The organism is Agromyces protaetiae (assembly GCF_030866785.1).
GTDB classification, from domain to species: domain Bacteria; phylum Actinomycetota; class Actinomycetes; order Actinomycetales; family Microbacteriaceae; genus Agromyces; species Agromyces silvae.
Window position 1 is genome coordinate 3,231,964 of record NZ_CP133018.1, and the last position, 26,289, is coordinate 3,258,252.

A 26,289-nucleotide genomic window follows, 5' to 3' on the forward strand; every position below is an offset into this window, starting at 1 on the left:
CTTTCAGCTCACGACCGGTTGTTTCGGTCGACGCCAGCGCCGCTCCTGGACGAGTTGACGATTCACAGCGTCGGCAAGGTGTCCCCGGGCCACGCGCTCAGCCTCGCAAAGCGGCTCGGCTTGGCGAGCGTCGACAGAGTGGTGTCCGTCTTCCTGTGCTACGAAGGAAAATTCATCGAGTTTCGCCTCAAAGCGTTCCAACGTGGATTGCCAGAGCTCGAACGCACGAAACACCTTCGTTGAAGCGTATGCGCTTACGATGGCTCGAGCGCGAACGCGCGTCGCCCTTTGAGGACGGGCTGTACGCCGGTGCGGCATCTCCGTCCGGTAATCATCATCCGAGGTTTCGAGCAGGTCATAGGTCTGGTCACCTACCCAGAGACCATAGTGCTCAACCAGCTCCATGAGCTCCAAGTACTTCTCACCGCGGTTAGCCCGATCGTCTCTGAGCAACTGCTGACGCCCGGTGATTGCGGGGACGAGCACTGCAAGCAAAGACACAATGAGTGCCGAGATGGCGAGACCGGTCGCAATCCAATCGCTCGATGCGTTCGAGGGCTCCGTCGCGGCCGAGATCATGCGCCGATCGTATCCGTCTTTGCGATAGCGCCACTCACCCACCCGTTGCCCGAGTCCACCGTACAATCCGCGAGGCAGAATCGATGATGCAAGTAGCTGAGCGTGCGGAGCTAACACCAGCGACGGCGGCCCGGACTAGAGTCCAAGTGATGGAGCATCGTTGTGGCGTACGCGTTTGAAGTAAAGACTTCCACCCCACGCGCGGGGAGGCGATTTGAGCCGATTCAGGAACGTGAGCTGCATCACGATGCGCTTGCATCAGCGCGCAGTCTTCCGGGAGCGACGCGGGGTCTGGTCGTGGTGCCTGAGTTCGCTGGACCGATCGGTATTCCAGATTTCACCGCATATGTGGGCCCGATCGACCGAATCCGACACCGAGCGCAACTCGAAGTCGAGCCTGTCATCAATGAGCTGGAGTCCGGAATTGTCTCGGCGGCCTTCTTCCGTCGACCGTCAACGGCCCTCGACATCGCCGATGCCCTCGGGTGGCCAGTCGCAACGGTTGCCGGTCGCGCGAGTCGCTTGGCCAAGCGAGGCGCATTGGTGGAAATCGGCGCGGGCCGTTACATTCGCCCTTTCCCGATCGAGCCTGGCGGACGACTGTACGCCATAGAGACCAAAGTGGACGACTGGAAATCCGCACTCCGACAAGTCCGAACATACCGAGTGTGGGCCGATGGCTACGTTTTGGTGATGGGGAAGCTCAGCGACCGCGTCGAATCGGACCTGACGAATGAGGTTAGGCGTGATCGAGGCGGCCTAGTCATCGCCGGAGCTTGGAAGATTCGTCCAAGGATCGGAAAAGTTGCTGCACGGCGAAGACTTCAAGCGTGGGAGATGTTTGCGGCCGCAACCCAAAGCGGGTTAGGGGATCCAACCTTCGCTCTGGGCGTACATTCGTAGGCCTTGCTGAAAGGGGGCGACCCAGGTTCCTGATCGGTCGGACAGACCCATCACTGCTCGGACCGCAGCCCAGTTGGTGGAAGCTTCGGTGTACATCTTGTCCAATTCTTCATAGCGCTGTTGATAACTGCCGCCCGAGATCTGGACTCGCCGGATTGCGGCGTCGAGCTGCTGAACGTGGTGGCTGAATACCCCCTTGGGCCCTGGCACGGCGGGCATCCCGCCCAATCTCGCCGCGAGGGCGGAATCCTGCTGTTGAAGGAGCGCCCCGTCACCCTTCCTGTCCAAGGTTCCGAGAAGACCAAGCACACTAGGTCGCTCATACCAACTGGCTTGGCCGCCTGCTTCAGGTCGAGGCGCATAGTCCGAGAATGAAACGACCCGCTGTCGTTTGTCCCAACCGGTTCCTGCCGTCGACGCGCCGGCTGCCACTGCAGGAAGGGCAGCAAAATCGCCATGCGAAACATGCACGGGCGCATATTCGCTTAGTGCACGAACCGTCCGACAGATTCCGTAGACCTCGTCAGCTGTCAACCGCGGAGGGAGATCATTATCAGGCTGAACAAACGAAATGAACCAAGCCGATGGATCGAGCGCTGCGAGTGCCCCGACGTGAGCGTCCAGGTCGCGACCGTCGCTCCAAAACGTCCCGACGCCAGCAATCGTTAGTGCTGCGGACGACTGCATGTCCAGTGCGACCCGGGCAGTCTCGAGAGCGAGAGTGCTCACGTTATTGAGGCCCGAAGGAAGCAACGGAGCCGGGGCGACGAACGGCGCGCCGAGATCTGATTGATGCTTGAAAACGCGCCTCACATGCTCGCGTCTGTAAGCGTCTTGAGTCAGATCCCCGACCGGGCCACCCCAGAGATTGAACTCCGCGTAGTACCGGAGATCGCCAACACCCGGCATCTGGAGAGCGTGGGTCGTTGGATCGAACCACACCTGAACCCCTGCGTCGCGCAGCTCCTGCGCCCGCTTGCCGATTCCAGGCTTCAGGCCGGGGCCGCCACGGTGACGATACGGAGACGCCCACGGGGTGAGTACGGCTCCCGTCGCGAATCCAGCCGCATGGACCTCCGTAATCCATCCCGCCTGGAATGACCGGGGGCTGTCTTCGATCAAGGTAGTCATGCGGTCGCCTCCAGTGCATCGCGGAGCGCCGCAGCGTTACGGAACCTGCGGGCGGGCTGCGGGTGGAGCGCCCTGTGAATCACGGCCACTTGCTCCGGAGAGAGATCGGGTCGAGATGCGCTCAAGGGCGCCATCGCTCCGCTCTGGAGCCGCAGAGCATACTCATAGTCATCACCGCGCCAGGGATACGGAGACACTCCGCTTAGAGCTGTGTACATGAGGATGCCGACCTGAAAGACATCCGACATCTGCATTGGGCCACCGCTGTAACTGTTGAGGTGTTCCGGCGTAAGGAAACCGCGTGTACCAGGCTGGCCCGCTACCGTCACCCCTGATCGAAGGGTGTGCCGTGCAAAACCGAAGTCCAGCACCTTATAGGTGCCGTTGCTGAGTCGGCGGACGTTGTTTGCACTCAAATCGCGGTGAATAACTGACTTCTCATGCCCGGCAGCGAGTCCATTCGCGATCTGGATACCCATGGGCCTCGCGTCATCCCAGGCCCACTGGGTGCCATCCAGGAGAGGCCCGAGATCGTCGCCATCGAGGTACTCCTCAATCCAAGCAGCCCCGCTGACTGGCGAGCCGAGCTCTACAAGATCTGACTCCACTCTCACGACGTTCGGGTTGGAGATACTTGCGAGCAACTGAACTTCGCGCTCGGCGCGCTTTAGCGTTTCGTCGGTGGTGAACTCGAGCGCCACGACTTTCAGAACGAACGGTTGACCATCGCGTGACACACGCCGAACGGCTTTCTGCCCTCCAGCGGCGCCAATCGCACCTTCATCAATCACCCCAAGTGCATCGACAGCCTCACCAATGAGCGCATCGTCTGCGACAGTCATGTTCCCGAACCTATCGGACATACCAGACACGGGAACGCAACAGACGACACCCGAATGGACGTATGCCACCGTAGGTAGTTGCAGAACCTGAGCTAGCTCGGAGGAAGGCGATGCGAGGTGGAGTGATCCTGTACCGGGGTTCCGGGGCCGACGCGCGCCGGTACCTCGAGTCCGATCGCTCACGCGCCGCCGACTACTACCTCGATGGCGGCACGGCGCTGGCCGAGTTCTTCGTCGTCGACGGCAACGGCGACCTGATCGGCGAGGGCGCGCTCACCCCCGACCAGTACGCCCAGTGGGTCGACTGGACCAACCCGCTCACCGGCGAGTCGATGGGCACACCCCGCCACGCCGGCAACGCTCGCCACACGACGAACCTGACACTGGCCTCAAGCGGCGGGAATCCAAGCCGCGGCCTCCGCCGCCATCTCAGCACGAGCGCGCGAGAGCATGGCCAACCTTCCTGGGTTCTTCGCCAAATTGATCGGCGGCCGAAAGTGGCGGATTACTGAGGTTTCGACTTCGTTCAGTGTCGATTCCATTCGCGACGGCGCCGGCCAGACCGCGAGCTTGAGCCGCTGATGCATCCACTCAGTCAGCCGATCGTCACCGCTGTCGGCGAGCCCGTAGTTCGCGAAATGCCCTGGCTTGCTCGGGTTCCTCGGGACCGCGCGAAGGTTCAGCGGTTCCCGTAGAAGCGCGGCAAAGGATCGTCGAACCGTCGAACTCCCCGTTCGTGCGGCTGAACCCGGAAGCGCTGCGAAATGTCCATTGAGGTCACGAGATACGAGGTTCTCCTCTGCCTTGCCGACGTACAGCGGGTGATCGGCGTCAGTCGTGAGACCGAGATCCGCCGCTGCGCGAACATCGCCGAAGATGGCGTATAGCCCAGGCAGTCGCGGCACATGGGCGGCGGCCTCGGCAATCCCCCAGCGAGCTCCCATCAATCCATCCACCGCGGCGGACACGAGCATGGTCGGAGGCAACGTAGTCGTCATAGCGGCGACTGTAGTCCCGACTCCTTCCCCACCGTCGCTGGCCATCTCGTCGAGTGCTGCCCTCGACCGTCATACTGTCGACGTGACGGATCGCGCAGAAGCACAGCCCAATGGCATTCAGGGTCTCGTCACGGCCCGAGCTCTGTGGGCCGTGCGTGTCAGCGCCGCGCAACAAGCCATAGACGCTGCAACGCTCGCGCTGACCGAAGGAGTCGATAGCGACCCTCTTCGCGAGCTCGCCGGCGCACACCAGGACATAAACGTGTTCGAGTTGGGTGCGTTGATTGACACCGCGTTGAGCAGCGCAGGTGTCGACGTCGACGATATGACCGAAGACGACGCCTTGCAGATTTCCGCCAGGCACTACGTGAAATGCGTGATTGAAGGCCAGATGCCCGTTCGCGAGTTCACGGCCTGGGCGCACTCGAGGTTAGGGCACGAAGGTCCCGCATGGGCTCAAGAGCTGGTGGAACTCGACGATGAGTTCGACGCTCTCGATGGAGGCTGGGGGCGCGAGCCGAATTGGGAGCAGATCCTCGAGCGATTTCTGGTCTCGCGCTAATGCGCCGCTGACAATTCATCGTGATGTGACGGCGATCCGAGCGACCCTATCCGCGCGATGGGTCCCGGCGACACTGCGTGCCAGCCGTCTCTGCACTGGTTCTACGCTCGGCTCATGATTCAGTCCGGTCGAGCGTCATTCATCGTCTCGTCCTCGGAGACGGATCCAGCCGCGATTTCGAATCTCCTCGGGCTCGATCCGACCAGCGTCACGAACGCAGGCATACCGCGCGAGTCTGGCCGCGTGCCCGATCACCACAGCTGGAGCATCGACACCGGCGAGGTCGACAACACGAGCGACGACCAGACGGGTACGCCTGCTGTTCGAACGCTCCTCATGCTGATCCAACCCGCGCTCAGAAGACTGTCGAACCTTCCCCCAGACTGCGAAGTCCGCATCCAATGGTCGGCGTACTCGGATTCCGTCCAAGGCGGATTCGTGATGCCCGCCGATCTCGCAGCAGCGATCGGCCAGTTCGGTGTCGACGTGTTCGGCACGGTCTATCTCGGCGACGTTGAGAACGCTGACTCGGACGCGTCGCTTCGATCTCGCCGCGTCACCCCACTGACGGACCGGCTGTCGGGCGGCAGCGCGCGAGCGCAAGAGGATGATGGATACATGCGCGCTGCTCACCGCCCCGGTCTTCGGGTCGGCTCAGGACTCACGATCCCTGAGTCTGAACTGTCGTGGCGGTTCTCGCGGTCATCCGGGCCTGGCGGGCAGAGCGTGAACACCGCCGACTCCCGAGCCGAACTCGTCTGGGATGTGGCGGGCTCGGCGGCGCTCTCCCCACTCCAGCGGGAGCGGATCCTCGAGCGCCTGAGCGGTCGCATCGTCGACGGGGTGCTGACGATCGCCGCATCCGAGCACCGTGCGCAGGTGCGCAACCGAGAGGCCGCGCGCGATCGGCTCGTCGCCCTCGTCACCGACGCCGTGCAGCCGCCGGCACCGGCGAGACGACCGACGAAGCCGGGTCGAGGTGCAAAGGAACGTCGGTTGGAAGCGACGAAGCGGCGCACCGAGGTCAAGCGACTGCGTCGACCGCCTCACGACTGACGGCCGAGCCGCCTGCGCCCGCTCGCCGACTGCGCGCGCTGCGGTACCCGGCAGAGCATCGCTGCTGAAGAATGGCGGCATGACGGAGATCTCCGACCACGACGCGTACATTGCGGCCGCCCCGGAACGGTTCCGCCCACTGTTGGCCGCGCTGCGCGCGCAGCTTGCGCATACGCTCCCGGATGCCGAGGAAGTCATCGAGTACCGCATGCCGGGGTTCCGGATCGGGCCTTCGATCGTCGCCGGTTACGCCGCCTTCAGCAAGCAGTGCGGCCTCTACCTCTCGTCGGGCGCCATCGCCGCCCACGCCGACGAGATCGCCGCCGCGGGGTTGAAGGCCACCAAGACGGGAATCACCTTCCCGCCGAAGAACCCGATCCCGGACGACCTCGTCGAACGACTCGCGCTCGCCTCGCGCAAGGATCTCGGGCTCTGACCGAGCCAACTCAACACCACCCCGGCCGCACTCACCCGAGCTCGAACGACGTCACACCGTAGACGTCGTGCATGGGCGCAGCGGGCGCGGGGCCGAGGTACATCCGGGCCGTCTCGAACTCGGCGCGCATCCGACGCGCGTGCACGAGCCGCACGGCGGCGTCATTCACCGTCGGCACGTCGATCGCAACCTCGACTCCGGGCGGCACGGCGCCGAGCAGGTCGGAGAGGAGGCCTTCGGCGACGGTCGGCGAGTCGGCGAAGAGCGGGCCGATACGGAACCCCTCGGTTGCCGGCCGGATGGCGCCGTAGCCCGTGACCGAACCGGCGTCCACATGCACCCGCGAATGAACACCAGCCTGCGTGAGCCACGAACCCGTGAACGCCGCGCGCGGCGCCCCGAACACACGCCCGTCGTATTCGATCACGGCAGCCAGATCGGCATCCTCGATCGGCCGGCTCGCCGGCGCCGATGGACCAGCCCCGCGCGACTCAGTCACACATCGCACGTTCCGATGCGCGAGCGCGAACCCCGCGCGCTCGTACGCAGGAATCTGCGCGACGACCCCGTCGAGACCGATGGTGCGCGCATGGCTCTGCGCAAGCGCATACTCCCACAACCGAAGTCCGTATCCCCTACCCCGGACCTCGGGCCGGACGATGTAAAACCCCAGGAAGGCGTACGACGCGTCATAGGAGACGACCGAGATGCTGGCGATCACCTCGCCGTCGAGCGTTCCCACGAAGAACCCGGACGGATCGGCCGTGAAGAATGCATCCGCATCGAGCAGGCCAGGGTTCCACCCCTCATCCGCCGCCCACCGCACGACGAGATCGAGCTCCGACCGCTGCATCCGGCGCATCGAGTAGTGCCCGCCCATGACCTCCCCCAGGTGCGGGGCCGCCGGGCCGGCGAGGAGGATTCGCCGACCCGGCCACCGGTACCCCACGCGGGTAGATCGCGGTCGGCACCGATGGCGCAGTGTCCCTTGGAGTTGCGCGTCTTCAAAGCGGAAGCGAAGTGCAAAGCCCCCCGGCTTCAACTCCCGCGACCACGCCGTTCACGGTGTTGAGGAGGCTGATTACCCGAAAATCAGCCGCCGCCGACCCGGCGCGGTGCCCCGATCATAGCAATGCGAGACGCCATTTCCGCAGCGGTTGCGCGAACATGCGGCCGCCTCGAGATGGCAGCCAACGCCCGAACCCGCGACCTCCGAGCTACCCCGCGACCTCCGACGCGGTGCCGAACCTGCGCCGATGCCAGAACCCGATGCCCTCGAGCGCGATCCACGCGATCGGCACGACGATCGCCATGTCGAGCAGCGTGCCGGGTCCGGGCATCTGGAGCTGCAGGAACTCGATCGCGATCGGCACGGTCAGCACGAGCACGAGCCCGCCGACCATGGCGAGCACGACGACCGCCTTGATCCAGGTGAACGGTCGCGAGAGCACGGTCAGGATCCAGAGTCCGATGAGCGCGAGCGTCACCATGCTCGCGGTGCGCACGGCCGCCTCGGGCTCGCCGAGGGCGCGCGCGTGGCCGGAGACGATCGTGATCGCGATCGCGACGACGAGGCCCGCGGGGATCGCGAAGGACAGCGACCGGCGCAGGAATCCCGGCACATACCGCCTCGCGTTGGGCAGCATGGCCAGCAGGAAGGCGGGGATCCCGATCGTGAGCCCGTCGGTGATCGACAGCTGCCTGGGCAGCAGCGGGAACGGCCACAGCAGGATGCCGAACAGCACCGCCATCGCGATCGCGTACGACGTCTTCGAGAGGAACAGCATCGACACGCGCTCGATGTTCGCGATGACCTTCCGCCCCTCGGCGACCACACCAGGCAGGTGCGAGAACCGGCCGTCGAGCAGGACGATGCGTGCGACGGCGCGCGTCGCGGCCGATCCAGAGGCCATCGCGATGCCGAGGTCGGCGTCTTTGATCGCGAGCGCGTCGTTGACGCCGTCGCCGGTCATCGCGACGGTGTGCCCGCCGGCCTTCAGCGCGCGCACCATGTCGCGTTTCTGCGTGGGCGACACCCGGCCGAACACGAGCTGCTCGTCGAGCACCCGGGTGAGCTCCGCCTCGTCGGCGGGCAGCTCGCGTGCGTCGAAGCCGTCGCCGGCGTCGAGCCCGACCTCGCGCGCGACGGCGGCGACCGTGAGCGGGTTGTCGCCCGAGATGATGCGGACGCCCACGCCCTCCTTCTCGAAGTAGCTGAGCGTCGCCGCGGCGTCCGGCCGCACGACCTCACGGAACGTCAGCAGCACGACGGGCCGCAGGCCCGAGGGCAGCGCGGCCGCGTCGGCCTCCGCCTCCGCGAGCGGCTCGGGCGCGTACCCGAGCAGCAGGGTGCGCCGGCCGGTCGCGGCGAGCGCGCGGCCGCGTTCGAGGGCAGCGGATGCCTCGGCGCCGTCGCCGTCCGCGAACATGAACTCGGGCGCGCCGAGCACCCACGTGCCGCGCGCGTCACCCTCGAACGAGACCGCGCTCCATTTCCGTGCGGATGAGAACTCGATGCGCGCGCAGGCCTCGGGAGAGGCATCCGTGAACTCGTCGGTGAGGCAGCGCGCGGTCGCGTTCGCGGACGGCTCGCTGCCGTACCAGGCGAGCACCCGGCGCCAGCCGCCGGGCAGGTCGTCGGTGGGCGCGCCGGTTCCGAGCACGGGATGCACCGCGTCGAAACGGACCTCGCCCGTCGTGATGGTGCCCGTCTTGTCGAGGCAGATGACGTCGACCCGCGCGAGCCCCTCGACCGCGGGCAGCTCTTGCACGAGCACCTGGTGCATGCTGAGCCGGACCGCGCCGACCGCGAAGGCGATGCTCGTCATGAGCACGAGCCCGAGCGGGATCATCGCGATGACCGCGGCGACGGAGGCGACCGCGGCTTCGCGCCACTCGCCCGTGTCGATCGCGTGCTCCCAGCCGCCGGCGGCCTGCATGTTCGCGTTGACGACGATCGCCATGATCGGGAAGATCGCCCAGGTGATCCAGCGCAGGATGCGGTCGATCGAGCGGCGCAGCTCCGAGTTCACGAGCGAGAAGCGTTTGGCCTCGGCGGTGAGTTTCGCGGCGAACGCGGCGTCGCCGACCGCCGTGACGCGCGCGACCCCCTCACCGCCTACGACGATGGAGCCCGAGAGCAGACGGTCGCCCTGGCTCTTGTCGACGGGGTCCGACTCGCCGGTCAGCAGCGACTCGTCGGCCTCGAGGCGGGTCGCGTCGAGCACCGAGGCATCCGCCGTGACCTGGTCGCCCGACCGCACGACCAGGACGTCGTCGAGGACGATCGCGCGCACCTCGATCTCGTGTTCGACGCCGTCGCGCAGCACGCGCGCCTTCGGCGCGTGCAGCAGCGCGAGCCGGTCGAGCGCGCGCTTCGCGCGGTACTCCTGCGTCACGCCGACGACCGCGTTGGCGATCGCGGCGAGGCCGAACAGCGCGTCCTGCCAGTACCCGAGGACGAGCAGGAGGGTGAAGCCGGCGATGACGATGCCGTTGAACAGGGTGAACACGTTCGCGCGGAGGATGCTCCAGATGCTGCGGCTCGAGGCATCCGTCACCGTGTTCGCGCGACCCGAGGCGACGCGCTCGGCGACCTCGGCGGCGGTCAGCCCGCGCTCGGCTCCGGCCGCACGCGACGCGGGTGCGTGCGTATCCGGACCGTGCGAGGCGACCGCGTGAGGCTCGGTCATGGATGTTCCTCCCCGGGTTCGGTCGAGTGTCGCATACTGTCGCATGATCGAGCCAGGGGCGTCCCGTCGGGCCACGTGGATCACTCGACCCCGGATCCATGCGTTCCAGGTGGCCGGAGCCGGTCGCCGCCCAGCGCAGATTGTGGAACAATCTCGCCATGCGTTTCGTCCTGGCCGTGCTGCTCGCCGCCGTGTGCTTCGGTACCACGGGTACCGCGCAGGCGCTCGGCCCGGCGGCCGATCCGCTCTCGGTCGGCGCGGCCCGGCTCGTGATCGGCGGCGGCGCGCTCGCGCTCGTCGCCGGGTTGCAGATCGCGGCCATGCGGCGGCGGACCGGGCGCGCGGCGCGGGGCGCGGCGGGTGCGGCGGGGGCTGCGGGCGGGGCCGGCGCGCTCGGCCGGCTGCCGGCCTGGGCACTCGTCGCGCTGGGCGCCGCCGGCGTGCTCGGGTACCAGCCGGCGTTCTTCGCCGGGACCGCGGCGAACGGCGTCGCGGTCGGCACGGTCGTCGCGCTCGGCTCGGCGCCCGTGCTCACGGGTGCCCTCGACTGGGTGGTCTCGCGCCGTCGGCCGGGTGGGCGCTGGCTGGTCGCGACCGTGATCGCGACCGCGGGCGTCGCGACGCTCGCGCTCGCCACCGACGGGACGACGGCGGCTGCGGACCCCGCCGGCATCGCCGCGTCGCTCGGCGCGGGCGCCTCCTACGCCGTGTACACGATCGCGGCGAAGGCGCTCATCGACCGCGGCTGGAGCTCGACGGGCAGCATGGGCGCGCTGTTCGGCGTCGCCGGCGCGGCGGCCCTCCCACTACTTCTGGTGACGGATGCCTCGTGGCTGGCGACCGGCCCCGGCCTCGCCATGGCGCTCTGGCTCGGTCTGGTCACGACCACGCTCGCGTACGTGCTGTTCGGGTTCGGCCTGCGCGGGCTCGCGCCCGCGACCGTGTCGACGCTGACGCTCGCCGAACCGCTGACGGCCGGGATGCTCGGCGTGCTGCTGCTCGGCGAACATCTCTCCGCGGCTGCCGTGCTCGGGCTCGCGGTGCTCGCCGTGGGCATCGTCGTGCTCGCGATCCCGTCGCGGAGGCCGGCGACCGAGCAGCCCGCAGCAGTGTCGGAGGGGGTGGATAGCCTCGGTCCATGGACGTCATCCTCATCCCCGGCTTCTGGCTCGACGCCTCCTCGTGGCAGCGGGTGACCCCGGTCCTCGCCGAGACCGGCCACCGGCTGCATCCCGTCACCCTGCCCGGTCTCGAGTCGGCTGACGCCGGCCGGTCGGGCATCGGGCTCGCCGAGCACATCGCCGCGGTCGTCGGCCTCGTCGACGAGCTCGAGGGCCCGGTCGTGCTGGTGGGCCACTCCGGTGGTGGCAGCATCGCGCACGGCGTGGTCGACGCACGCCCCGAGCGCATCGCGAAGGTCGTGTACGTCGACGCGGGTCCGCCCGCCGACGGCGACGTCATCAACGCCGAGCTGCCCGTCGTCGGCGACGAGGTGCCGCTGCCCGACTGGTCCGAGTTCATGGCGGAAGACCTCGTCGACCTCGACGACGAGCTGCGGGCCGAGTTCCGGGCGCGGGCGATCCCCGAACCGGTCGGCGTCGCGCGCGACGCCATCGTCCTGACCGACGCGCGGCGCTACGACGTGCCCATCGCCATCATCGCGTGCGAGTTCCCGAGTGCGATGCTGCGTGAGGCGGTCGCGGCCGGTCAGCCCTGGGTGAGCGAGCTGGCCCGCGTCCGCGACGTCGAGTACGTCGACCTGCCCACCGGGCACTGGCCACAGTTCACCAAGCCGGTGCAGCTGGGCCAGGCGATCGCGTCGGTGCTCCCGAACAGCTGACCCCCGACCCCTGCCCGGCTGACACCTCGGGCGATCGCGTCGGCACTCCCGGGCATCTCCCTGCTCCCGGGCAGCTGACCCCGACCGCGTGCCCGGCTGACAACTCAGGCGATCGCGTCGGTGCTCCCGGGCCAGTGAACAGCCCGGTCAGGGCACCTCCCGTGCAGCCGACCTCCGCCCGTCAGAGCTGCGCCCCGTCGACCGCGAACGTGTCGCACGCGGCCGGGCCCTGCTCGTACCCCGTCACGAACCAGCGTTGCCGCTGCTCGCTGGAGCCGTGCGTGAAGGTGTGCGGCGTGACCTGCCCCTGCGTGGACTGCTGGATGCGGTCGTCGCCGACGGCGGCCGCGGCGCTCAACGCCTGGTCGACCTCGTCGCGCGTCGGAGTCCTGAGCAGGGGCACGCCCGAGGCATCCGTCGTCTGCGAAGCACTGCCCACCCAGGCGCCCGCGAAGCAGTCGGCCTGGAGTTCGACGCGTACCGCGTTCGAGGTCGGCCCGGTCTGTCCGTCCTGCGAACGCTCGAGCACGCCCGCGAGGTTCTGCACGTGGTGGCCCCACTCGTGCGCGACGACGTACATCTGCGCGAGCGGCCCGGCGTCGGCGCCGAAGCGGCTCTCGAGCTCGTCGTAGAACGTGACGTCGAGGTAGATGGTCTGGTCGGGCGGGCAGTAGAACGGGCCGGTCGCGCTCGTCGCCTGGCCGCACCCGGTGGAGACCGCCTGGTCGAACAACACGAAGTCCTGCGGCGGTTGGTACGCGAGGCCGAGCTCGGCCGGCGCGGCCTGCTGCCAATAGTCCTCGAGCGACGCCGAGGCACCGCGCATCCGACAGTCGACGCGCGCGTTCGCATCGGCGCCGGTCTGACACTCCTCGAGGCTCGAGTCCGGCGCGGCCTCCTGCTGTTGCCCGCCGCCGAGCAGGCCGCCCACATCGAAGCCGAGGAACTGCGAGAGTACGAACAGCGCGATCACGCCGAGCCCACCGCCGACCGCGATGCCCGTGGTGCGCCCCCGCTTGCTCGCTCGACCGCGACTGATGTCGGCGTCGGGATTGAACGTCATGCCGCGACGCTACTCCCGGCTGCGCGGCGCACGCTCGGGCTTGACGCCGTCCGGCTCACCCCTTCGGCGCACTCCCGCGGGCGAACCGGTCGGTCGCCTCGATGAGTGCCGAGAGAATGCCCGGTTCGTCGAAGGCGTGGCCGGCGTCGTCGATGATCCGCAGCTCGGCTTCCGGCCACGCACGGTGCAGGTCCCAGGCGGTCATCGCGGGCGTGCACATGTCGTATCGGCCCTGCACGATCACCGCGGGGATGTCGCGCAGCCGCGTCGCGTCGCGGATGAGCTGCCCCTCCTCCCACCAGCCGCCGTGTCGGAAGTAGTGGTTCTCGATCCGCGCGAACGCGGTCGCGTACTCGGGCGCCGTGAACTTGGCGATGGTGTCGGCCTGGGGCAGCAGGGTGATCGTCGACGACTCCCAGCGCGACCAGGCGATCGCGGCGGCCTGATGCACCTCGGGGTCGGGGTCGTGCAGGAGCCGGCCGTAGGCCTCGATGAGGTGTGCCCGCTCGTGCACGGGTACCGGTGCGATGAAGTCCTCCCAGAGATCGGGGAAGATCGCGGCCGCGCCGCCCTCGTAGAACCAGTCCAGCTCGGCGCGGCGCAGCGTGAAGATGCCGCGGAGCACGAGCTCGGTGACCCGCTCGGGGTGGGTCTGCGCGTATGCGAGCGCGAGCGCGCTCCCCCACGAACCGCCGAAGACCTGCCAGCGGTCGATGCCGAGGTGCAGTCTCAGTCGTTCGAGGTCGGCCACGAGATGCCAGGTGGTGTTGGCCGAGAGATCGGCTTCGGGCTCCGACGCGTGCGGGATGGACAGCCCGCAGCCGCGCTGGTCGAACAACACGATGCGATAGCGCTCGGGGTCGAACAGCCGCCGGTGCTCGGGCGTCGTGCCGCCGCCCGGGCCGCCGTGCAGGAACACCACCGGCTTGCCCTGCCGGTTGCCCGAGATCTCCCAGTAGATGTGCTGTCCGTCTCCCACGTCGAGCATGCCCGTCTCGAGCGGCTCGATCTCCGGGTACAGGTCCCTCATGCTCCAACGGTAGGGCTGCCCGTGAACCGGCGGCGTAGGCTCGCGGTATGACTGCCGCACCCGTGACGATCACGATCACCGGAGGGGGCGGCCAGATCGGCTACGCCCTCCTCTTCCGCATCGCCTCGGGGGCGATGCTCGGCGCCGACACCCGGGTCCGGCTGCGGCTGCTCGAGATCCCGCAGGGCGTGCGCGCCGCCGAGGGCGCGGCACTCGAGCTGCAGGATGCGGCGTTCCCGCTGCTCGACGGCGTCGAGGTCACCGACACGGCGGCGCGCGCCTTCGATGGCGCGAACCTGGCGCTGCTCGTCGGGGCTCGCCCGCGCGCCGCGGGCATGGAGCGCGGCGACCTGCTCGCGGCGAACGGGGCCATCTTCGGTCCGCAGGGGCGCGCGATCAACGATCATGCTGCGGATGACATCCGCGTCGTCGTCGTGGGCAATCCGGCCAACACCAACGCGCTGATCGCGCGGGCCGCGGCACCGGATGTCCCGTCGGAACGCTTCTCCGCGCTGACCCGCCTCGACCACAACCGGGCACTCGGCCAACTCGCCGAAGCGCTCGAGGTCCCCGTGGGCGACATCCGGGGAGTGACGATCTGGGGCAATCACTCGGCGACGCAGTTCCCCGACGTCGCGCACGTGACGGTCGGCGGCGTGCCGGTCGTGGAACTGCTGGCGGCCCGGCACGGCGGCGCCGAAGGCGCCGCACGGTGGATCGAGCACGAGTTCATCCCGCGGGTGGCGAACCGCGGTGCGGAGATCATCGAGGTCCGCGGATCCTCGTCGGTCGCGTCGGCGGCGTCGGCGGCGATCGACCACGTGCGGGACTGGGTGCTCGGCACCGGCGAGGGCGGCTGGACGAGCGCGGCGGTCGTGTCGGACGGATCGTACGGGGTGCCCGAGGGCCTGGTCTCGTCGTTCCCCGTGACGAGCGAGGGCGGGTCGTGGCAGGTCGTGCCCGACCTGGAGCTCGATGCCTTCGCGCGGGCCCGGATCGAGGCATCCGTCGCCGAGCTCGACGCCGAGCGCCGGTTGGTGCGAGAACTGGGCTTCGCCTGACGTCTCGCCGGCCGCGGAGCGGGCGGCGCCGTGCGACGCGAGACCCCCGGCTGCCGTCCATCTAGGCTGGTGACATGGCCGAACCCACGACTCCGTCCCGCCGTCAGCAGATCATCGTCGGCATCGTCGTGGGCCTCGTCGTGGGCGTGGCGATCAGTCTCTGGACGGGCTTCTGGCTCTGGCTCGCCGCGGGCGCCGCAGTCGGCCTCGCCGCCGGCGCGATCATGAAGCCGCCCGCCAAGTAGGTCAGGGCGAGCCGAAGCTCCCGGCACCGCGATGCACGCGGCTACGTGCGAAAGCATCCGTCCGCCCGACGCATCCGCCCACCCGAGACACCCGCCCGCTCCGCGGCACCCGCCCACCCGAGGCACCCCCCACCCGAGGCATCCGGCGTCGCCGTGTCTCCCGAATCGACCCGGCCACTCTGACCCAAGCACCGTCTGCGCGACTCGGTGAGGCGGTGTCGCCCGAACCGAGCCGACGCCGTCGCCTCAGACGCGATCTGCGCGACACCGCATACCGGTGTCGCGCAGATCGCGTCGGTCAGCGCTGATCACCAGTGGGCGCGTCAGCGCTGCTTGGCCGACTTCTCCGGGACCGGGAGCGTGCCGGCCTTGCGCTGAGCGGCGTAGTACGCGCGCGCCTCGTCCTGCCGCTCCTGTTCGGCACCGGTCGCGATCTTCGCGCGCAGGTGCTCGTCGGTGTAGCCGAACGCGTGCACGAGATCGAGCGCGTGCGGGCGGAGCCGCTCGACGAGGCGGTCGATGTAGGCGCTGACGGCCTGCGCGCGCTGCGGCGAGAGCCGCCCGTGGATGAGATACCAGGCAAGGTGCTGCTCGACGAGTCCGAGCCCGAACAGATCGCGCAGCCACGTCAGCACGCGCTTCGTGCCGGCGTCCTCGACCCGCGCGAGTGCGCGGCTGAACGCCTCCCACTGCAACAGCTCGCCGTGCGCGCGCGCCGCCTCGATGAGCTCGTTCTGGTTGCGGTTGAACACGGCGGCCGCGTCAGCCTTCGGCAGCTTGCGCGCCTCGCGCAGCCGGCCGGCGATCTCACCGATCATCGTCTCGACGCGATCGGTGAGCAGCTCCCGCTGCGTCTCCTCGTCGCGGAGCTCGCTCACCGAGCGTGCCGTCGATCCGAAGTCCGCGATCGTCTGCGCGAGCCGGCGGAGGCCCGTCCCGTGGTACGCCCGCTCCGCGGTCTGCGAGACCACGTAGCGCGCGAGCGCGCCCGCATCGGCCCCGGCGAACTGCTTGGAGAAGTCGGTGAGCAGACGCTTGGCGACCAGCTGCAGCAGCACATTGTTGTCGCCCTCGAACGTGACGTAGACGTCGAGGTCCTGGCGGAGCCCGACGAGCCGGTTCTCGGCGAGGAATCCGGCGCCGCCGCACGCCTCGCGCGCCTCCTGGAGGGTCTCGAGCGCGTGCCACGTCGACAGCGGCTTCAGCGCCGCAGCCATGGTCTCGAGGTCCTGCCGGTCGTCGTCGGAGTCGGCCTTGCCCGAGAACACCTCGTCGAACTTCACGAGGAACTCGTCGTGCGCGAACGTCTGCGCGTACACCGTCGCGAGCTTCGGCAGCAGCCGTCGCTGGTGCCGCTGGTAGTCGAGCAGCACCTCCTCGTCGGTGTCGCTCGCGCCGTTGAACTGGCGTCGTTGCGTGCCGTACTCGATCGCGATCGTCAGCGCCATCGCCGCCGCCGCGGTCGCGGCGCCGTCGAGCGACACCCGGCCCTGCACGAGCGTGCCGAGCATGGTGAAGAAGCGGCGACCCGGGCTCGCGATCGGGCTCGTGTAGGTGCCGTCGGCGGCGACGTCGCCGTACCGGTTCAGCAGGTTCTCGCGCGGGATGCGCACATCGGTGAAGTGCAGCCGGCCGTTGTCGATGCCGTTGAGCCCGCCCTTGAGCCCGTCGTCCTCGCCGCCGATGCCGGGCAGGAAGTTCCCGTCGGCGTCGCGCAGGTGCACATAGAACGCGTGCACGCCGTGGTTCACGCCCTTCGTGATGAGCTGGGCGAAGAGGACGGCGTCCTTCCCGTGCACGGCGGCGTTGCCGAGGTAGTCCTTCCACGCGCCGCGGAACGGCGTGTCGATGACGAACTCCTCGGTCGCCTCGTCGTACGTCGCGGTCGTGCCGATCGAGGCGACGTCGGACCCGTGCCCGGTCTCGGTCATCGCGAACGCGCCGGGCACCTCGAGTGACATGATGCCGGGCAGCCACTTCTCGTGATGCGGCGTCGTGCCGAGGTGCAGCACCGCGGCGCCGAACAGGCCCCACTGCACACCGGCCTTGATCTGCAGGCTCGGATCGGCGATGACGAGCTCCTCGAACCCGGCGATGTTGCCGCCGTGGTCGTCATGGCCGCCGACCGACTTCGGGAAGGCGCGGTGCACGGCGCCCTGCTCGACGAGCAGCTTCATCTGTTCGAGCACGCGCTCGCGGTGCTCGTCCATCGACTGGCCCTCGATGCGGTGCAGTGCCGGGTCGGCGGCGCGCTCACGCGCCGCGAGCCGAAGGTCGGCCCAGGTGCCGAGCAGCTGGCGGCCGAGCGCCTCGACGTCGACCTTCGGCTCGTTCGCGGGTGCCACGGGCGTCGCCGTGGGCGCCGGGATGGGTGCGTCCGAGGTGCCGGTCGGCGTCGGCGGGGTGGATGCCGGGGTCGATGCCGGGGCGGCGGATGTCTCAGGCGCGAGATCGTCGGTGCGGGAAGCCGTGTCAACCATCGAAAAGTCCTCCATGAGCGGTTCGTGGCCGGAGATGCTCACGCTAGGACGGGCGTCCTCCACCCGGAAACGGGCGGTCCTCCCCCTACAAACCTGGCGCGACCCGTCGCGGCCTCGACTGTGTGCTCTCTACAAACGCACTGCACCAGGCACTATCGACACCCACAACTGATGTTGGAGGTCGATATCCGCATGTGAGGTCGAACGAGCACGGCCTCCGTTGGGGGAAACGACCTCCATCGCGAACCGGTGCCGTCAGCTGGCGAAGAACGAGGACGCCTTGCGCGACCAGAGCAGGATGAGCACGACGAGCGCCACGACGATGCCGATCCATTCCGTGATCGCGGTCGGGCTCTCGCGGTACGCGATCGCGAGGAACAGCGACCCGATGATCGAGAGGATCTGCAGCACCGTCACGACGAGCCTGGCGCCCGGACTGCCATTGAGCAGCCCGCCCGCGACGATCACGACGATCAGCCCGATGACGATCGAGCCGATCGCGGAGCCGATGAGCGCGCCGGAGCCGCCGAATTCGTCGACGACCTCCGGGACCGGCAGCAGGAAGAGCATGATGATGCCGGCGATCAGATCGAGCGCGCCCGATATCCAGGCGATCACCGCGACCACGGTCACGCCGACGGGACGGAGCGTACGATCAGCCATCGGTGCCTCCTTCGCGTCGCGGAGTGCGGCGCCCTGGCCGAATGCTATCGAGAACCGAGGATGTCTCGCGCGCATTTCTTCGCGCAGATCCGCCACGACGCTGTGTCAGGCTTCGGCGATGACCCGGATCAGTGCCTCGCCGTATGCCTCGCGCTTCTTCGCCCCGATGCCCGTGATGCCGTCGAGGTCGCCGAGCGACTGCGGCTGCGAGACCGCGACCGCCCGGAGCGTCGCATCGCCGAACACGATGTACGCGGGCACGCCCTGCGCCTTCGCCTCGCCGGCACGCCAGGCGCGGAGCGCCTCGAACCGCTCGGCCTGCGCCGGTTCGAGGTCGGCTGCGGCGGGAGCGGCTGCCCGGCGGGAGGACCCGCGGACCGGCCGGTCGGGCTCTTCCCGGAACGCGACCGTGCGATCGCCCGAGAGCACGGCGCCCGAGGTTTCGGTGAGCGTGAGCACTCCGTAGTCGCCGACGGCCTGCAGCAGCCCCTGCGCAAGCAGCTGCCGTACGACCCCGCGCCATTGCGCATCGCTGAGGTCTTGGCCGATGCCGAAGGTGGACAGCTGATCGTGCCCGTACTGCTGCATGCGCGGAGTGGACTTGCCGCGCAGGATGTCGACGAGGTGGCCGGCACCGAATCGCTGGTTGCGCTCGCGCTGCAGCCGGACGACGGTGGACAGCAGCTTCTGGCTGGCGACCGTGCCATCCCAGGAGGCGGGCGGTTCGAGGCAGGTGTCGCAGTTGCCGCATGGGTCGCTCGCCTGACCGAAGTAGCCGAGCAGGTTCTGGCGGCGGCAGTGCACGGTCTCGCAGAGCGCGAGCATGGCGTCGAGATGCTGGCTGAGTCGACGCCGGAAGGCGAGGTCACCCGGGCTGTCGTCGATCATGCGGCGTTGTTGCACGACGTCTTGCAGCCCGTACGCGAGCCAGGTGGTCGCCGGCTGGCCGTCGCGACCCGCGCGACCGGTCTCTTGGTAGTAGCCCTCGACCGACTTCGGCAGGTCGACGTGCGCGACGAACCGCACATCGGGCTTGTCGATGCCCATGCCGAACGCGATCGTCGCGACCACGACGACACCGTCTTCGCGGAGGAATCGTTCCTGCGTGTGCCGCCGCACGCTCGCATCGAGACCCGCGTGATACGCGACCGCATCGACGCCGTTCGCGCTGAGGAACTCGGCGAACCGCTCGGTGCTCGCGCGCGACAGCGCGTACACGATGCCCGAGACCGGGTTGCCGTCGGCGTCGCGGCCCTCGGTGCGGATGAAGTCGAGCAGCTGCTTGCGCACCTCGAGCTTCGGCGCGATGCGGTACTGGATGTTCGGCCGATCGAAGCTCGCGACGAAGTGCCGGGCGCGACCGAGCGACAACCGTTCGGTGAGCTCCCGGTGCGTCGCATCGGTCGCCGTGGCGGTCAGTGCGATGCGCGGCACGTCGGGCCAGCGCTCGGCGAGGCCGGACAGCGCGAGGTAGTCGGGCCGGAAGTCGTGCCCCCACTGCGACACGCAGTGTGCCTCGTCGATCGCGAACAGGGCGATGCGGCCGCGCGCCAGCAGTTGCAGGGTCGGTTCGGTGTTGAGCCGCTCGGGTGCGACGTACAGCAGGTCGAGGTCGCCCGCGAGATACCGCCGCTCGACCTCGGCGCGTTCGGCCGGGAACTGGCTGGAGTTGAGGTAGGCCGCGCGAACGCCGTTGCGCTGCAGCGCGTCGACCTGGTCGTGCATGAGCGCGATGAGCGGCGAGACCACGATGCCCGTGCCTTCGCGCAGCAGCGCAGGGATCTGGTAGCAGAGGCTCTTGCCGCCACCGGTCGGCATGAGCACGACGGCGTCGCCGCCGCCCGTCACGTGGTCGATGATGTCGGCCTGTTCGCCACGGAACGCGTCGTACCCGAACACGGTCTTGAGCGCTTCGAGCGCGGTCGCGAATCGGGCCGGCGCGGCGCCGGTTGGCTGAGACGCCCCGCCGGGCGTCGTAGCCCGAGCGGATGCCTCGCCGGCACCCGCACGCAAGGGGCCGCCGCGCTCACCCGCGCCGGCCGCTCCGCGGCCTGGGTCGACGGCGAGGTCGGGCGGAGGCACCCAACCGTCGTCTTCGGGCGGCGCGAACTCGTCGGGGTCCCACGGGATCTCATCGACCCACTCGGGCTCTGACTGGCGCTGCACCCGTCGAGTGTAACGACCCCCGCTGACACGTCGGTCGACTCTGCACAGCCCAGTGCGCTCCGCGCAGCCCACCGCCACACCCCACGCGCTCCGCGCACCCCCACCGCCGCACCCCACACGCCCCGCGCCACCTCTGCACCGCCACACCCCACACGCTCCGCGCCACCTCTGCACCGCCACACCCCACACGCTCCGCGCCACTTCTGCACCGCCGCGCCACCAGAGCTGGCGCGGAGCCGCAGAAGTGGCGCGGAGGGGAGCCGCAGAAGTGGCACAGAGCGCAGCCCAGAAACCGCAGAAGTGGCGCGGAGCGCAGCAGAGGCGGTGCAGAAGTGGCGCGGAGCCGCGGCGGGGACAGCAAGGCGACGCCGCGCGGCGCGCACACGCACGAACGGGGCCGGCGCCTGCGGCGCCGGCCCCGTTCGGGCGGGAGAGACCTCTAGCGCACCAGCACCGGGAACGGCAGACTGCGTGCATCCTCGAAGCCGGGTGCACCCGTGAAGTGCGCCCGCAGCAGGTGCAGCCCGCGCGGCAGGGTGCCGAGCTCGGCGCGGAACACACCGCGCGCCTCGGCCGTCAGCTCGACCGTGGCGAGCACCGTGCTGCCGTCACGGATCTCGATCGTGCCGACCGCGGGCGTGCCGTCGTGCGCGATGACCACGCCCGAGTACGTGATGGGCGTCTTCGAGGTGGCGATGAGCCGGTTCGCGAGCCCGATCACCGTCGTGTCGACGGGTTCGACCGGTTCGGCGTTCAGCTCGACCGTGACGCTCGCCGTGGTGCCCGTCGCGGGCACCGTGACGACGAGCGGCTGCGGCCCGTACAACCCTTCGGGGATGGTGCCGGTGACCGACGCCGTGCCGACACCGTCGACCAGCCGCACGAGCGTGCGGTCGATCGGCGCGCGACCGAGCTCGATGCCGCCGAGGGTCACGACGACCTCACCCGCGGCGGGCTCGGTGGTCGTGAAGTCGAGCGCCGACAGGTCCACCGTGATCGCGTCGCCCGGGCCGTAGCCGTCGGCGTCGGGCGCCGAGATCTGCACGCCGATCGAGCGCTGCGCGAGGTCGGGCGTCGCCTCGCCGTTCGCGGCGAACCAGTCGACCATCGACTGCAGGTCGATCTTGCCCGTGTCAGCCCGGCCGGCGCCTTGACCGAGCGTGAAGAAGTTGTCGCCGCCCGCCGCGAGGAACGAGTTCGCGACGACCCGGTAGGTCGCGGCCGGGTCGAGCGGTGCACCGTTCAGGGTGATGCCGGTGATGCGGGAGCCCGCCGGCGCCGCCGGGTCGAAGGTGTAGTGCAACTCGGCGTTGACCCCGAGCTTGAGGAACGGCCGGCTGGACCCCGCGGGCTGCCATTGCTCTTCGAGCACCTGCTTGACCTGCTCGCCCGTGAGATTCTGCGTGAACAGCGTGTTCGCGAACGGCTGCACATTCGCGGCCTCGCGATAGGTGACGACGCCGTCGGGCGCGAAGGCGAGGTTCGCGCGGAGCCCGCCGGGGTTCATGAAGGCGATGTCGACTGGGTCGTCGGCCGGCGCATCCTGGTTGACCGACCACAGCTGCACGTCGGCGACGAAGTTGCCGAGCGTCGACTCGACACCGCGCGACTCGACCGTCCTGCCGGGCACGGGGTTTCCGGCCGCGTCGACGTCGGGCTGCAACCCGCGGTTGAGATCCCCGGCGATCGTGCCGAGCTGCACCTTGCCGAGCTCGTCGGCGACCTTCGTGGCCTCGCCCACGAGCGCCGCGATATCGGGGTCGGGCTCGTAGTTGTAGCCCGTCACGGTGCCGGCGGCGTCTCTCACGGCCACGTCGTAGACCGTGTTCTGCATGCTCAGCAGCTCATCGGTCACGGGGTCGTACTCGATGACCATATTGCTGAACTTCTCGCCGTACTGCCCGCTCGAGATGACCGGTCGGCCGTCGATCACGTGGTTGTACGCGAGGTGCGTGTGCCCGGACACGATCGCGTCGATGTTCGCGTCGGCGCCGAGCACGATCCGCCCGAACGCCGAGTCGGGGTCGGTCGCGGACTCGATGCTCGTGGTCGCCGCGCCCTCGTGCACGAGCAGCACGACGACATCGGCCTCCCCGTTCGCCGCGTCGCCGTCGGAGAGCCGGCCGGCGGCCGCGTTGACCGAGTCGACGATGTCGCGCACCTGCAGGTCGGCGATGCCGGCCGGGCTCACCAGGGAGGGCAGCTCTTCGGTCACCGCACCGACGAAGCCCATGGTCACGCCGTTCGGCAGCGTCGTCGTCCACGACTCGGAGAGGGCCGTCTCGTCGGAGTCGCCGAGGAAGACGTTGGCGGCGATGTACTCCCAGTCGGCGAGCCCCTGCACACGGTCGCGCAGGTCGGCCCAGCCCTGGTCGAACTCATGATTGCCCGCGGCACTCACGTCGAGCCCGGCCGCGTTCAGCGCCTCGATCGTCGGCACGTCCTGCTGGATGAACGACGTGAACGTCGACGCGCCGATCAGGTCGCCTGCCGCGGCGAAGACCGTGTTCGGGTTCGCATCGCGGAATCCGTTCACCGCGGTCGCGAGCCGCGCGGCCCCACCCGCGGCGCCGTCTTGCTCGATGCGGCCGTGGAAGTCGTTCACCGTCACGAGGTTGACGGTCTCGGGAGCGGCCTGGGCGGGCGCGCCGCCGAGCAGGCCGATGGCGAGTGCGCCGGCGGTGGCGGCCGCGATCCCCGCGGAGCGCCGTACGGTTCGACGATGCATGTCTCTCCTTGCAGCAGACGGCCGCGGCGCGACCGGATTGGATACTAGTCCACAGTAGCGGACGCCGCCGACACCGCTCGGCCGCGATGCCGTGACCCGCGAACGGGGGACATGCGCGAAAGCCTATGCAGACGCCCGCGCCAAGGGAAGACCCGATCGGGACGCGCCGTGAATTTCGCTCATGTGAGCAGCGCACGCCCCGGGGTCGCGAGACGCGTGCTCCTTCGTCGCTCGCTACTCGACCAGCGAGAGCTACAACCGCACCACCTCGGTCACCCGCACCACGGCCGCCCCGGTGTCCGCCGACGCCTCGAGGTCGACCTCGGCCCGGATGCGCCAATCGCGATCGCCCGCGGGGTCGTCGATCGTCTGCTCGACGCGCCACACCCCACCGGCGCCCCCTGCGCCGCCCGAGGCATCCGTCTCGTCGATCGCGACCAGCCTCGGCGAGCGCGCCGCCGCGTCCACGCCGATCGAGTCGTGCTCCGCGTAGTACCGGTCGAGCGCGCCTGGCCAGTCGACGTCGGGGTCGAGCTCGGCGAGCTCGTCGTCGCGCTCGAGCGCGGCGAGCTGCACCCGCCGGAACAGCTCGTTCCGCACGAGCACGGTGAATGCGCGACGGTTGGAGACCACCGACGGCGGCGCCGGCGGCACCACGGCCTGCTCGGCGTCGGCGTCGTGCAGCGTCGGGTCGATGAGCTCGGCCCACTCGTCGACGAGGCTCGAGTCGACCTGCCTGACCAGCTCGCCGAGCCACTCGATGAGGTCGTGCAGCTCCTCGTCTTTGGCCTCTTCGGGCACGGTCTGCCGAATCGCCCTGAACGCATCGGACAGGTACCGCAGCACGAGTCCCTCGCTGCGCGCGAGCTGGTAGAACGACACGACCTCGCCGAACGACATCGCACGCTCGAACATGTCACGGACCACCGACTTCGGCCGCAGCTCGAAGTCGCGCACCCAGGGCTGGCTCGACGCGAAGGTCTCGAACGCGTGGCTCAGCAGCTCGTCGAGCGGCTTCGGATACGTCACCTCTTCGACGCGGGCCATCCGTTCGTCGTACTCGACGCCGTCCTGCTTCATGGCGCCGATCGCCTCTCCGCGTGCGCGGAACTCCTGCTGCGACAGGATCGGCCGCGGGTCGTCGAGCGTCGCCTCGATGATCGACACGACGTCGAGCGCGTAGTGCCCGGTGCCCTGCTCGCTCGTCTCGGGATCGAGCAGCTCGATCGCGGCGAGCGCGAACGGCGACAGGGGCTGGTTGAGCGCGAAGTTCGGCTGCAGGTCGACCGTGAGCGCGAGCCGCACGCCGAGCGGCCCGGCTTCCGCATCGGCCGCCAGCTCGACGACGCCCGCGTCGCGCAGCGTGCGCAGGACGTCGAGGGCGCGGCGGGCCAGCTCATAGCGCCGCGCTCGGCTCTGGTGATTGTCGAACACGAGTGAACGGATGCCTCCGGCGGCATCGCCGCCACGGCCGATCACATTGATGAGCATCGCGGCCGTGAGCTGAAGCTGGGGCACGAGCGGCTCGGGCTCGGCGGCGACGAGTCGGTCGAACGCGGCCTCGCCCCACGACACGAACCCCGCGGGGGCCTTCTTGCGGACGATCTTCTTGAGCTTCTTCGGGTCGTCGCCGGCCTTCTTGACCGCCTGCTCGTTCTCGATCTCGTGTTCGGGCGCGAGCACCACGACCGTGCCGGCGGTGTCGTATCCCGCGCGGCCGGCGCGGCCCGCGATCTGATGGAACTCGCGCGCGCTCAGGTGTCGCATGCGCTGGCCGTCGAACTTGGCGAGTGCGGTGATGAGCACGGTGCGGATCGGCACGTTGATGCCGACGCCGAGCGTGTCGGTGCCGCAGATGACCCGCAGAAGCCCGCGCTGCGCGAGGGTCTCGACGAGCCGGCGGTAGCGAGGGAGCATCCCGGCGTGGTGCACCCCGATGCCCGCGCGCACGAGTCGGGACAGGGTCTTGCCGAACGCGGTGTTGAAGCGGAACCCGCCGATCGCCTCCGCGATCTCGTCGCGCTGTTCGCGCGTCACGACCCGGATCGACGAGAGCGCCTGCGCGCGTTCCATGGCCGCGGCCTGGGAGAAGTGCACGATGTACACCGGCGCCTGCCGGGTCTCGAGGAGCTCCTCGACGGTCTCCTGCACGGGCGTCTTCGCGTACGAGAAGCTGAGCGGCACCGGCCGTTCGACCCCCGTGACCTGCGCCGTCTCGCGACCGGTGCGCCGGGTGAGGTCGGCGGCCAGGTCGGTGACGTCGCCGAGCGTCGCAGACATGAGCACGAACTGCGCGCGGTTGAGGATCAGCAGCGGCACCTGCCAGGCCCAGCCGCGGTCGGGGTCGCCGTAGTAGTGGAACTCGTCCATGACGACCTGGTCCACCGGCGCGTCGGGCCCCTGCCGGAGCGCGAGGTTCGCGAGGATCTCGGCGGTGCAGCAGATGATCGGGGCGTCGGCGTTCACCGAGCTGTCGCCGGTCACCATGCCGACGTTCGCGGCGCCGAAGATCTCGACGAGCTGGAAGAACTTCTCGGAGACCAGCGCCTTGATCGGGGCCGTGTAGTACGTGCGGCCGCCGCGCGCGACGGCCGCGGCGTGCGCCGCGACCGCGACGAGCGACTTGCCTGTGCCGGTCGGCGTCGAGAGGATCACGTTCGCGCCCGATACGAGCTCGATGATGGCCTCGTCCTGTGCGGGGTAGAGCGTGAGCCCGCGCTCCTCGGCCCAGCCGACGAACCCCTCGTACAGCGCGTCGGCATCGGCATCGGCGCCGTGCGGCAGTCGAGAGAGCAGCGGGTCGGCCATCAGTCG

Annotated in this window: 20 protein-coding genes and 2 pseudogenes; 9 read left to right on the forward strand and 13 right to left on the reverse strand. The window is 69.2% G+C overall.

The window, feature by feature from the left end:
* Window positions 1–3: 3 nt before the first annotated feature.
* From QU602_RS14855 to QU602_RS14865, 3 genes are all read right to left on the reverse strand, one after another.
* Window positions 4–579 (reverse strand): hypothetical protein, encoded by a 576-nt coding sequence (locus QU602_RS14855; protein WP_308797231.1) that lies wholly within the window; start codon window positions 577–579, stop codon window positions 4–6.
* A gap of 864 nt (window positions 580–1,443) precedes the next feature.
* On the reverse strand, window positions 1,444–2,613 hold the full coding sequence (locus tag QU602_RS14860) for a hypothetical protein (protein ID WP_308797232.1): 1,170 nt from the start codon (window positions 2,611–2,613) through the stop codon (window positions 1,444–1,446).
* Window positions 2,610–3,455 carry a serine/threonine-protein kinase gene (locus tag QU602_RS14865; protein ID WP_308797233.1) on the reverse strand — a complete coding sequence of 282 codons (846 nt, stop codon included), beginning with the start codon at window positions 3,453–3,455 and terminating at the stop codon, window positions 2,610–2,612. The genes QU602_RS14860 and QU602_RS14865 overlap by 4 nt, the downstream gene beginning before the upstream one ends.
* A gap of 110 nt (window positions 3,456–3,565) precedes the next feature.
* Here QU602_RS14865 and QU602_RS14870 point away from each other — a divergent pair, with 110 nt between their 5' ends.
* The gene (locus QU602_RS14870) at window positions 3,566–3,967 is read left to right on the forward strand and encodes a relaxase domain-containing protein (RefSeq protein ID WP_373692830.1); all 402 of its coding nucleotides are present in this window, start codon (window positions 3,566–3,568) and stop codon (window positions 3,965–3,967) included.
* Here the strand turns inward: QU602_RS14870 and QU602_RS19150 are convergent.
* A pseudogene (locus QU602_RS19150) lies at window positions 3,947–4,498 on the reverse strand (GIY-YIG nuclease family protein); the annotation flags it as partial. The gene QU602_RS14870 and the pseudogene QU602_RS19150 sit on opposite strands and share 21 nt — an antisense overlap.
* A 37-nt stretch (window positions 4,499–4,535) precedes the next feature.
* Here QU602_RS19150 and QU602_RS14875 point away from each other — a divergent pair.
* The 4 genes and pseudogenes from QU602_RS14875 to QU602_RS14890 all read left to right on the forward strand — a co-directional run bounded on the left by QU602_RS14875 (window position 4,536) and on the right by QU602_RS14890 (window position 6,507).
* Window positions 4,536–5,015, forward strand: a complete 480-nt coding sequence (locus tag QU602_RS14875; protein WP_308797235.1) for a hypothetical protein — start codon at window positions 4,536–4,538, stop codon at window positions 5,013–5,015.
* Between the two features lie 114 nt (window positions 5,016–5,129).
* Window positions 5,130–5,435, forward strand: a pseudogene (locus QU602_RS14880) (DUF4279 domain-containing protein); the annotation flags it as partial.
* A gap of 198 nt (window positions 5,436–5,633) precedes the next feature.
* A complete protein-coding gene (gene arfB / locus QU602_RS14885; protein WP_308800192.1) occupies window positions 5,634–6,071 on the forward strand; it encodes an alternative ribosome rescue aminoacyl-tRNA hydrolase ArfB in 438 nt (145 codons plus the stop codon).
* Between the two features lie 79 nt (window positions 6,072–6,150).
* Complete coding sequence (locus QU602_RS14890) at window positions 6,151–6,507, forward strand: iron chaperone (protein ID WP_308797236.1); 357 nt, start codon at window positions 6,151–6,153, stop codon at window positions 6,505–6,507.
* A 31-nt stretch (window positions 6,508–6,538) separates the two neighbouring features.
* Here QU602_RS14890 and QU602_RS14895 read toward each other — a convergent pair whose 3' ends face one another.
* Both QU602_RS14895 and QU602_RS14900 read right to left on the reverse strand, forming a co-directional pair.
* The gene (locus QU602_RS14895; protein ID WP_308797237.1) at window positions 6,539–7,387 is read right to left on the reverse strand and encodes a GNAT family N-acetyltransferase; all 849 of its coding nucleotides are present in this window, start codon (window positions 7,385–7,387) and stop codon (window positions 6,539–6,541) included.
* A 337-nt stretch (window positions 7,388–7,724) separates the two neighbouring features.
* Complete coding sequence (locus QU602_RS14900; protein ID WP_308797238.1) at window positions 7,725–10,199, reverse strand: HAD-IC family P-type ATPase; 2,475 nt, start codon at window positions 10,197–10,199, stop codon at window positions 7,725–7,727.
* 158 nt (window positions 10,200–10,357) lie between these two features.
* Between QU602_RS14900 and QU602_RS14905 the strand changes: the two genes are divergently transcribed.
* Both QU602_RS14905 and QU602_RS14910 read left to right on the forward strand, forming a co-directional pair.
* Window positions 10,358–11,395 carry a DMT family transporter gene (locus tag QU602_RS14905; protein ID WP_308797239.1) on the forward strand — a complete coding sequence of 346 codons (1,038 nt, stop codon included), beginning with the start codon at window positions 10,358–10,360 and terminating at the stop codon, window positions 11,393–11,395.
* Window positions 11,338–12,039 carry an alpha/beta fold hydrolase gene (locus tag QU602_RS14910; RefSeq protein WP_308797240.1) on the forward strand — a complete coding sequence of 234 codons (702 nt, stop codon included), beginning with the start codon at window positions 11,338–11,340 and terminating at the stop codon, window positions 12,037–12,039. Before QU602_RS14905 ends, QU602_RS14910 begins: the two co-directional genes overlap by 58 nt.
* 181 nt (window positions 12,040–12,220) lie before the next feature.
* Here QU602_RS14910 and ypfJ read toward each other — a convergent pair whose 3' ends face one another.
* Window positions 12,221–13,102: a KPN_02809 family neutral zinc metallopeptidase gene (gene ypfJ, locus QU602_RS14915; protein WP_308797241.1), complete on the reverse strand. Its 882-nt coding sequence runs from the start codon at window positions 13,100–13,102 to the stop codon at window positions 12,221–12,223.
* A 55-nt stretch (window positions 13,103–13,157) separates the two neighbouring features.
* A complete protein-coding gene (gene pip, locus QU602_RS14920; RefSeq protein WP_308797242.1) occupies window positions 13,158–14,132 on the reverse strand; it encodes a prolyl aminopeptidase in 975 nt (324 codons plus the stop codon).
* 47 nt (window positions 14,133–14,179) lie between these two features.
* Between pip and QU602_RS14925 the strand changes: the two genes are divergently transcribed.
* Entirely contained in the window at window positions 14,180–15,193 is a 1,014-nt protein-coding gene (locus QU602_RS14925; protein ID WP_308797243.1) for a malate dehydrogenase, read from the forward strand.
* 74 nt (window positions 15,194–15,267) lie between these two features.
* Entirely contained in the window at window positions 15,268–15,438 is a 171-nt protein-coding gene (locus QU602_RS14930) for an HPP family protein (protein ID WP_308797244.1), read from the forward strand.
* Window positions 15,439–15,761: 323 nt separating this feature from the next.
* Here the strand turns inward: QU602_RS14930 and QU602_RS14935 are convergent, their stop codons facing one another.
* The 5 genes from QU602_RS14935 to QU602_RS14955 form a co-directional block, all read right to left on the reverse strand.
* Entirely contained in the window at window positions 15,762–17,918 is a 2,157-nt protein-coding gene (locus QU602_RS14935) for an acyl-CoA dehydrogenase family protein (protein ID WP_308797245.1), read from the reverse strand.
* A 255-nt stretch (window positions 17,919–18,173) separates the two neighbouring features.
* Complete coding sequence (locus tag QU602_RS14940) at window positions 18,174–18,581, reverse strand: hypothetical protein (protein ID WP_308797246.1); 408 nt, start codon at window positions 18,579–18,581, stop codon at window positions 18,174–18,176.
* A gap of 105 nt (window positions 18,582–18,686) precedes the next feature.
* Complete coding sequence (recQ, locus tag QU602_RS14945; protein WP_308797247.1) at window positions 18,687–20,747, reverse strand: DNA helicase RecQ; 2,061 nt, start codon at window positions 20,745–20,747, stop codon at window positions 18,687–18,689.
* Between the two features lie 439 nt (window positions 20,748–21,186).
* Window positions 21,187–23,475, reverse strand: a complete 2,289-nt coding sequence (locus tag QU602_RS14950; RefSeq protein WP_308797248.1) for a bifunctional metallophosphatase/5'-nucleotidase — start codon at window positions 23,473–23,475, stop codon at window positions 21,187–21,189.
* Window positions 23,476–23,727: 252 nt separating this feature from the next.
* Window positions 23,728–26,283, reverse strand: a complete 2,556-nt coding sequence (locus QU602_RS14955; protein WP_308797249.1) for a DEAD/DEAH box helicase — start codon at window positions 26,281–26,283, stop codon at window positions 23,728–23,730.
* Between the last annotated feature and the right edge of the window lie 6 nt (window positions 26,284–26,289).

Bases quoted from the DNA above. Each gene is read 5' to 3' on its own strand.
- QU602_RS14890 (WP_308797236.1), top strand. From the start codon at position 6,151: ATGACGGAGATCTCCGACCACGACGCGTACATTGCGGCCGCCCCGGAA.
- QU602_RS14860 (WP_308797232.1), bottom strand. From the start codon at position 2,613: ATGACTACCTTGATCGAAGACAGCCCCCGGTCATTCCAGGCGGGATGG.
- QU602_RS14855 (WP_308797231.1), bottom strand. From the start codon at position 579: ATGATCTCGGCCGCGACGGAGCCCTCGAACGCATCGAGCGATTGGATT.
- QU602_RS14935 (WP_308797245.1), bottom strand. From the start codon at position 17,918: ATGGTTGACACGGCTTCCCGCACCGACGATCTCGCGCCTGAGACATCC.
- ypfJ (WP_308797241.1), bottom strand. From the start codon at position 13,102: ATGACGTTCAATCCCGACGCCGACATCAGTCGCGGTCGAGCGAGCAAG.
- QU602_RS14870 (WP_373692830.1), top strand. From the start codon at position 3,566: ATGCGAGGTGGAGTGATCCTGTACCGGGGTTCCGGGGCCGACGCGCGC.
- QU602_RS14900 (WP_308797238.1), bottom strand. From the start codon at position 10,199: ATGACCGAGCCTCACGCGGTCGCCTCGCACGGTCCGGATACGCACGCA.
- QU602_RS14925 (WP_308797243.1), top strand. From the start codon at position 14,180: ATGACTGCCGCACCCGTGACGATCACGATCACCGGAGGGGGCGGCCAG.
- QU602_RS14930 (WP_308797244.1), top strand. From the start codon at position 15,268: ATGGCCGAACCCACGACTCCGTCCCGCCGTCAGCAGATCATCGTCGGC.
- QU602_RS14910 (WP_308797240.1), top strand. From the start codon at position 11,338: ATGGACGTCATCCTCATCCCCGGCTTCTGGCTCGACGCCTCCTCGTGG.
- QU602_RS14940 (WP_308797246.1), bottom strand. From the start codon at position 18,581: ATGGCTGATCGTACGCTCCGTCCCGTCGGCGTGACCGTGGTCGCGGTG.
- QU602_RS14905 (WP_308797239.1), top strand. From the start codon at position 10,358: ATGCGTTTCGTCCTGGCCGTGCTGCTCGCCGCCGTGTGCTTCGGTACC.
- QU602_RS14955 (WP_308797249.1), bottom strand. From the start codon at position 26,283: ATGGCCGACCCGCTGCTCTCTCGACTGCCGCACGGCGCCGATGCCGAT.
- pip (WP_308797242.1), bottom strand. From the start codon at position 14,132: ATGAGGGACCTGTACCCGGAGATCGAGCCGCTCGAGACGGGCATGCTC.
- QU602_RS14950 (WP_308797248.1), bottom strand. From the start codon at position 23,475: ATGCATCGTCGAACCGTACGGCGCTCCGCGGGGATCGCGGCCGCCACC.
- QU602_RS14865 (WP_308797233.1), bottom strand. From the start codon at position 3,455: ATGACTGTCGCAGACGATGCGCTCATTGGTGAGGCTGTCGATGCACTT.
- arfB (WP_308800192.1), top strand. From the start codon at position 5,634: ATGCGCGCTGCTCACCGCCCCGGTCTTCGGGTCGGCTCAGGACTCACG.
- QU602_RS14895 (WP_308797237.1), bottom strand. From the start codon at position 7,387: ATGGGCGGGCACTACTCGATGCGCCGGATGCAGCGGTCGGAGCTCGAT.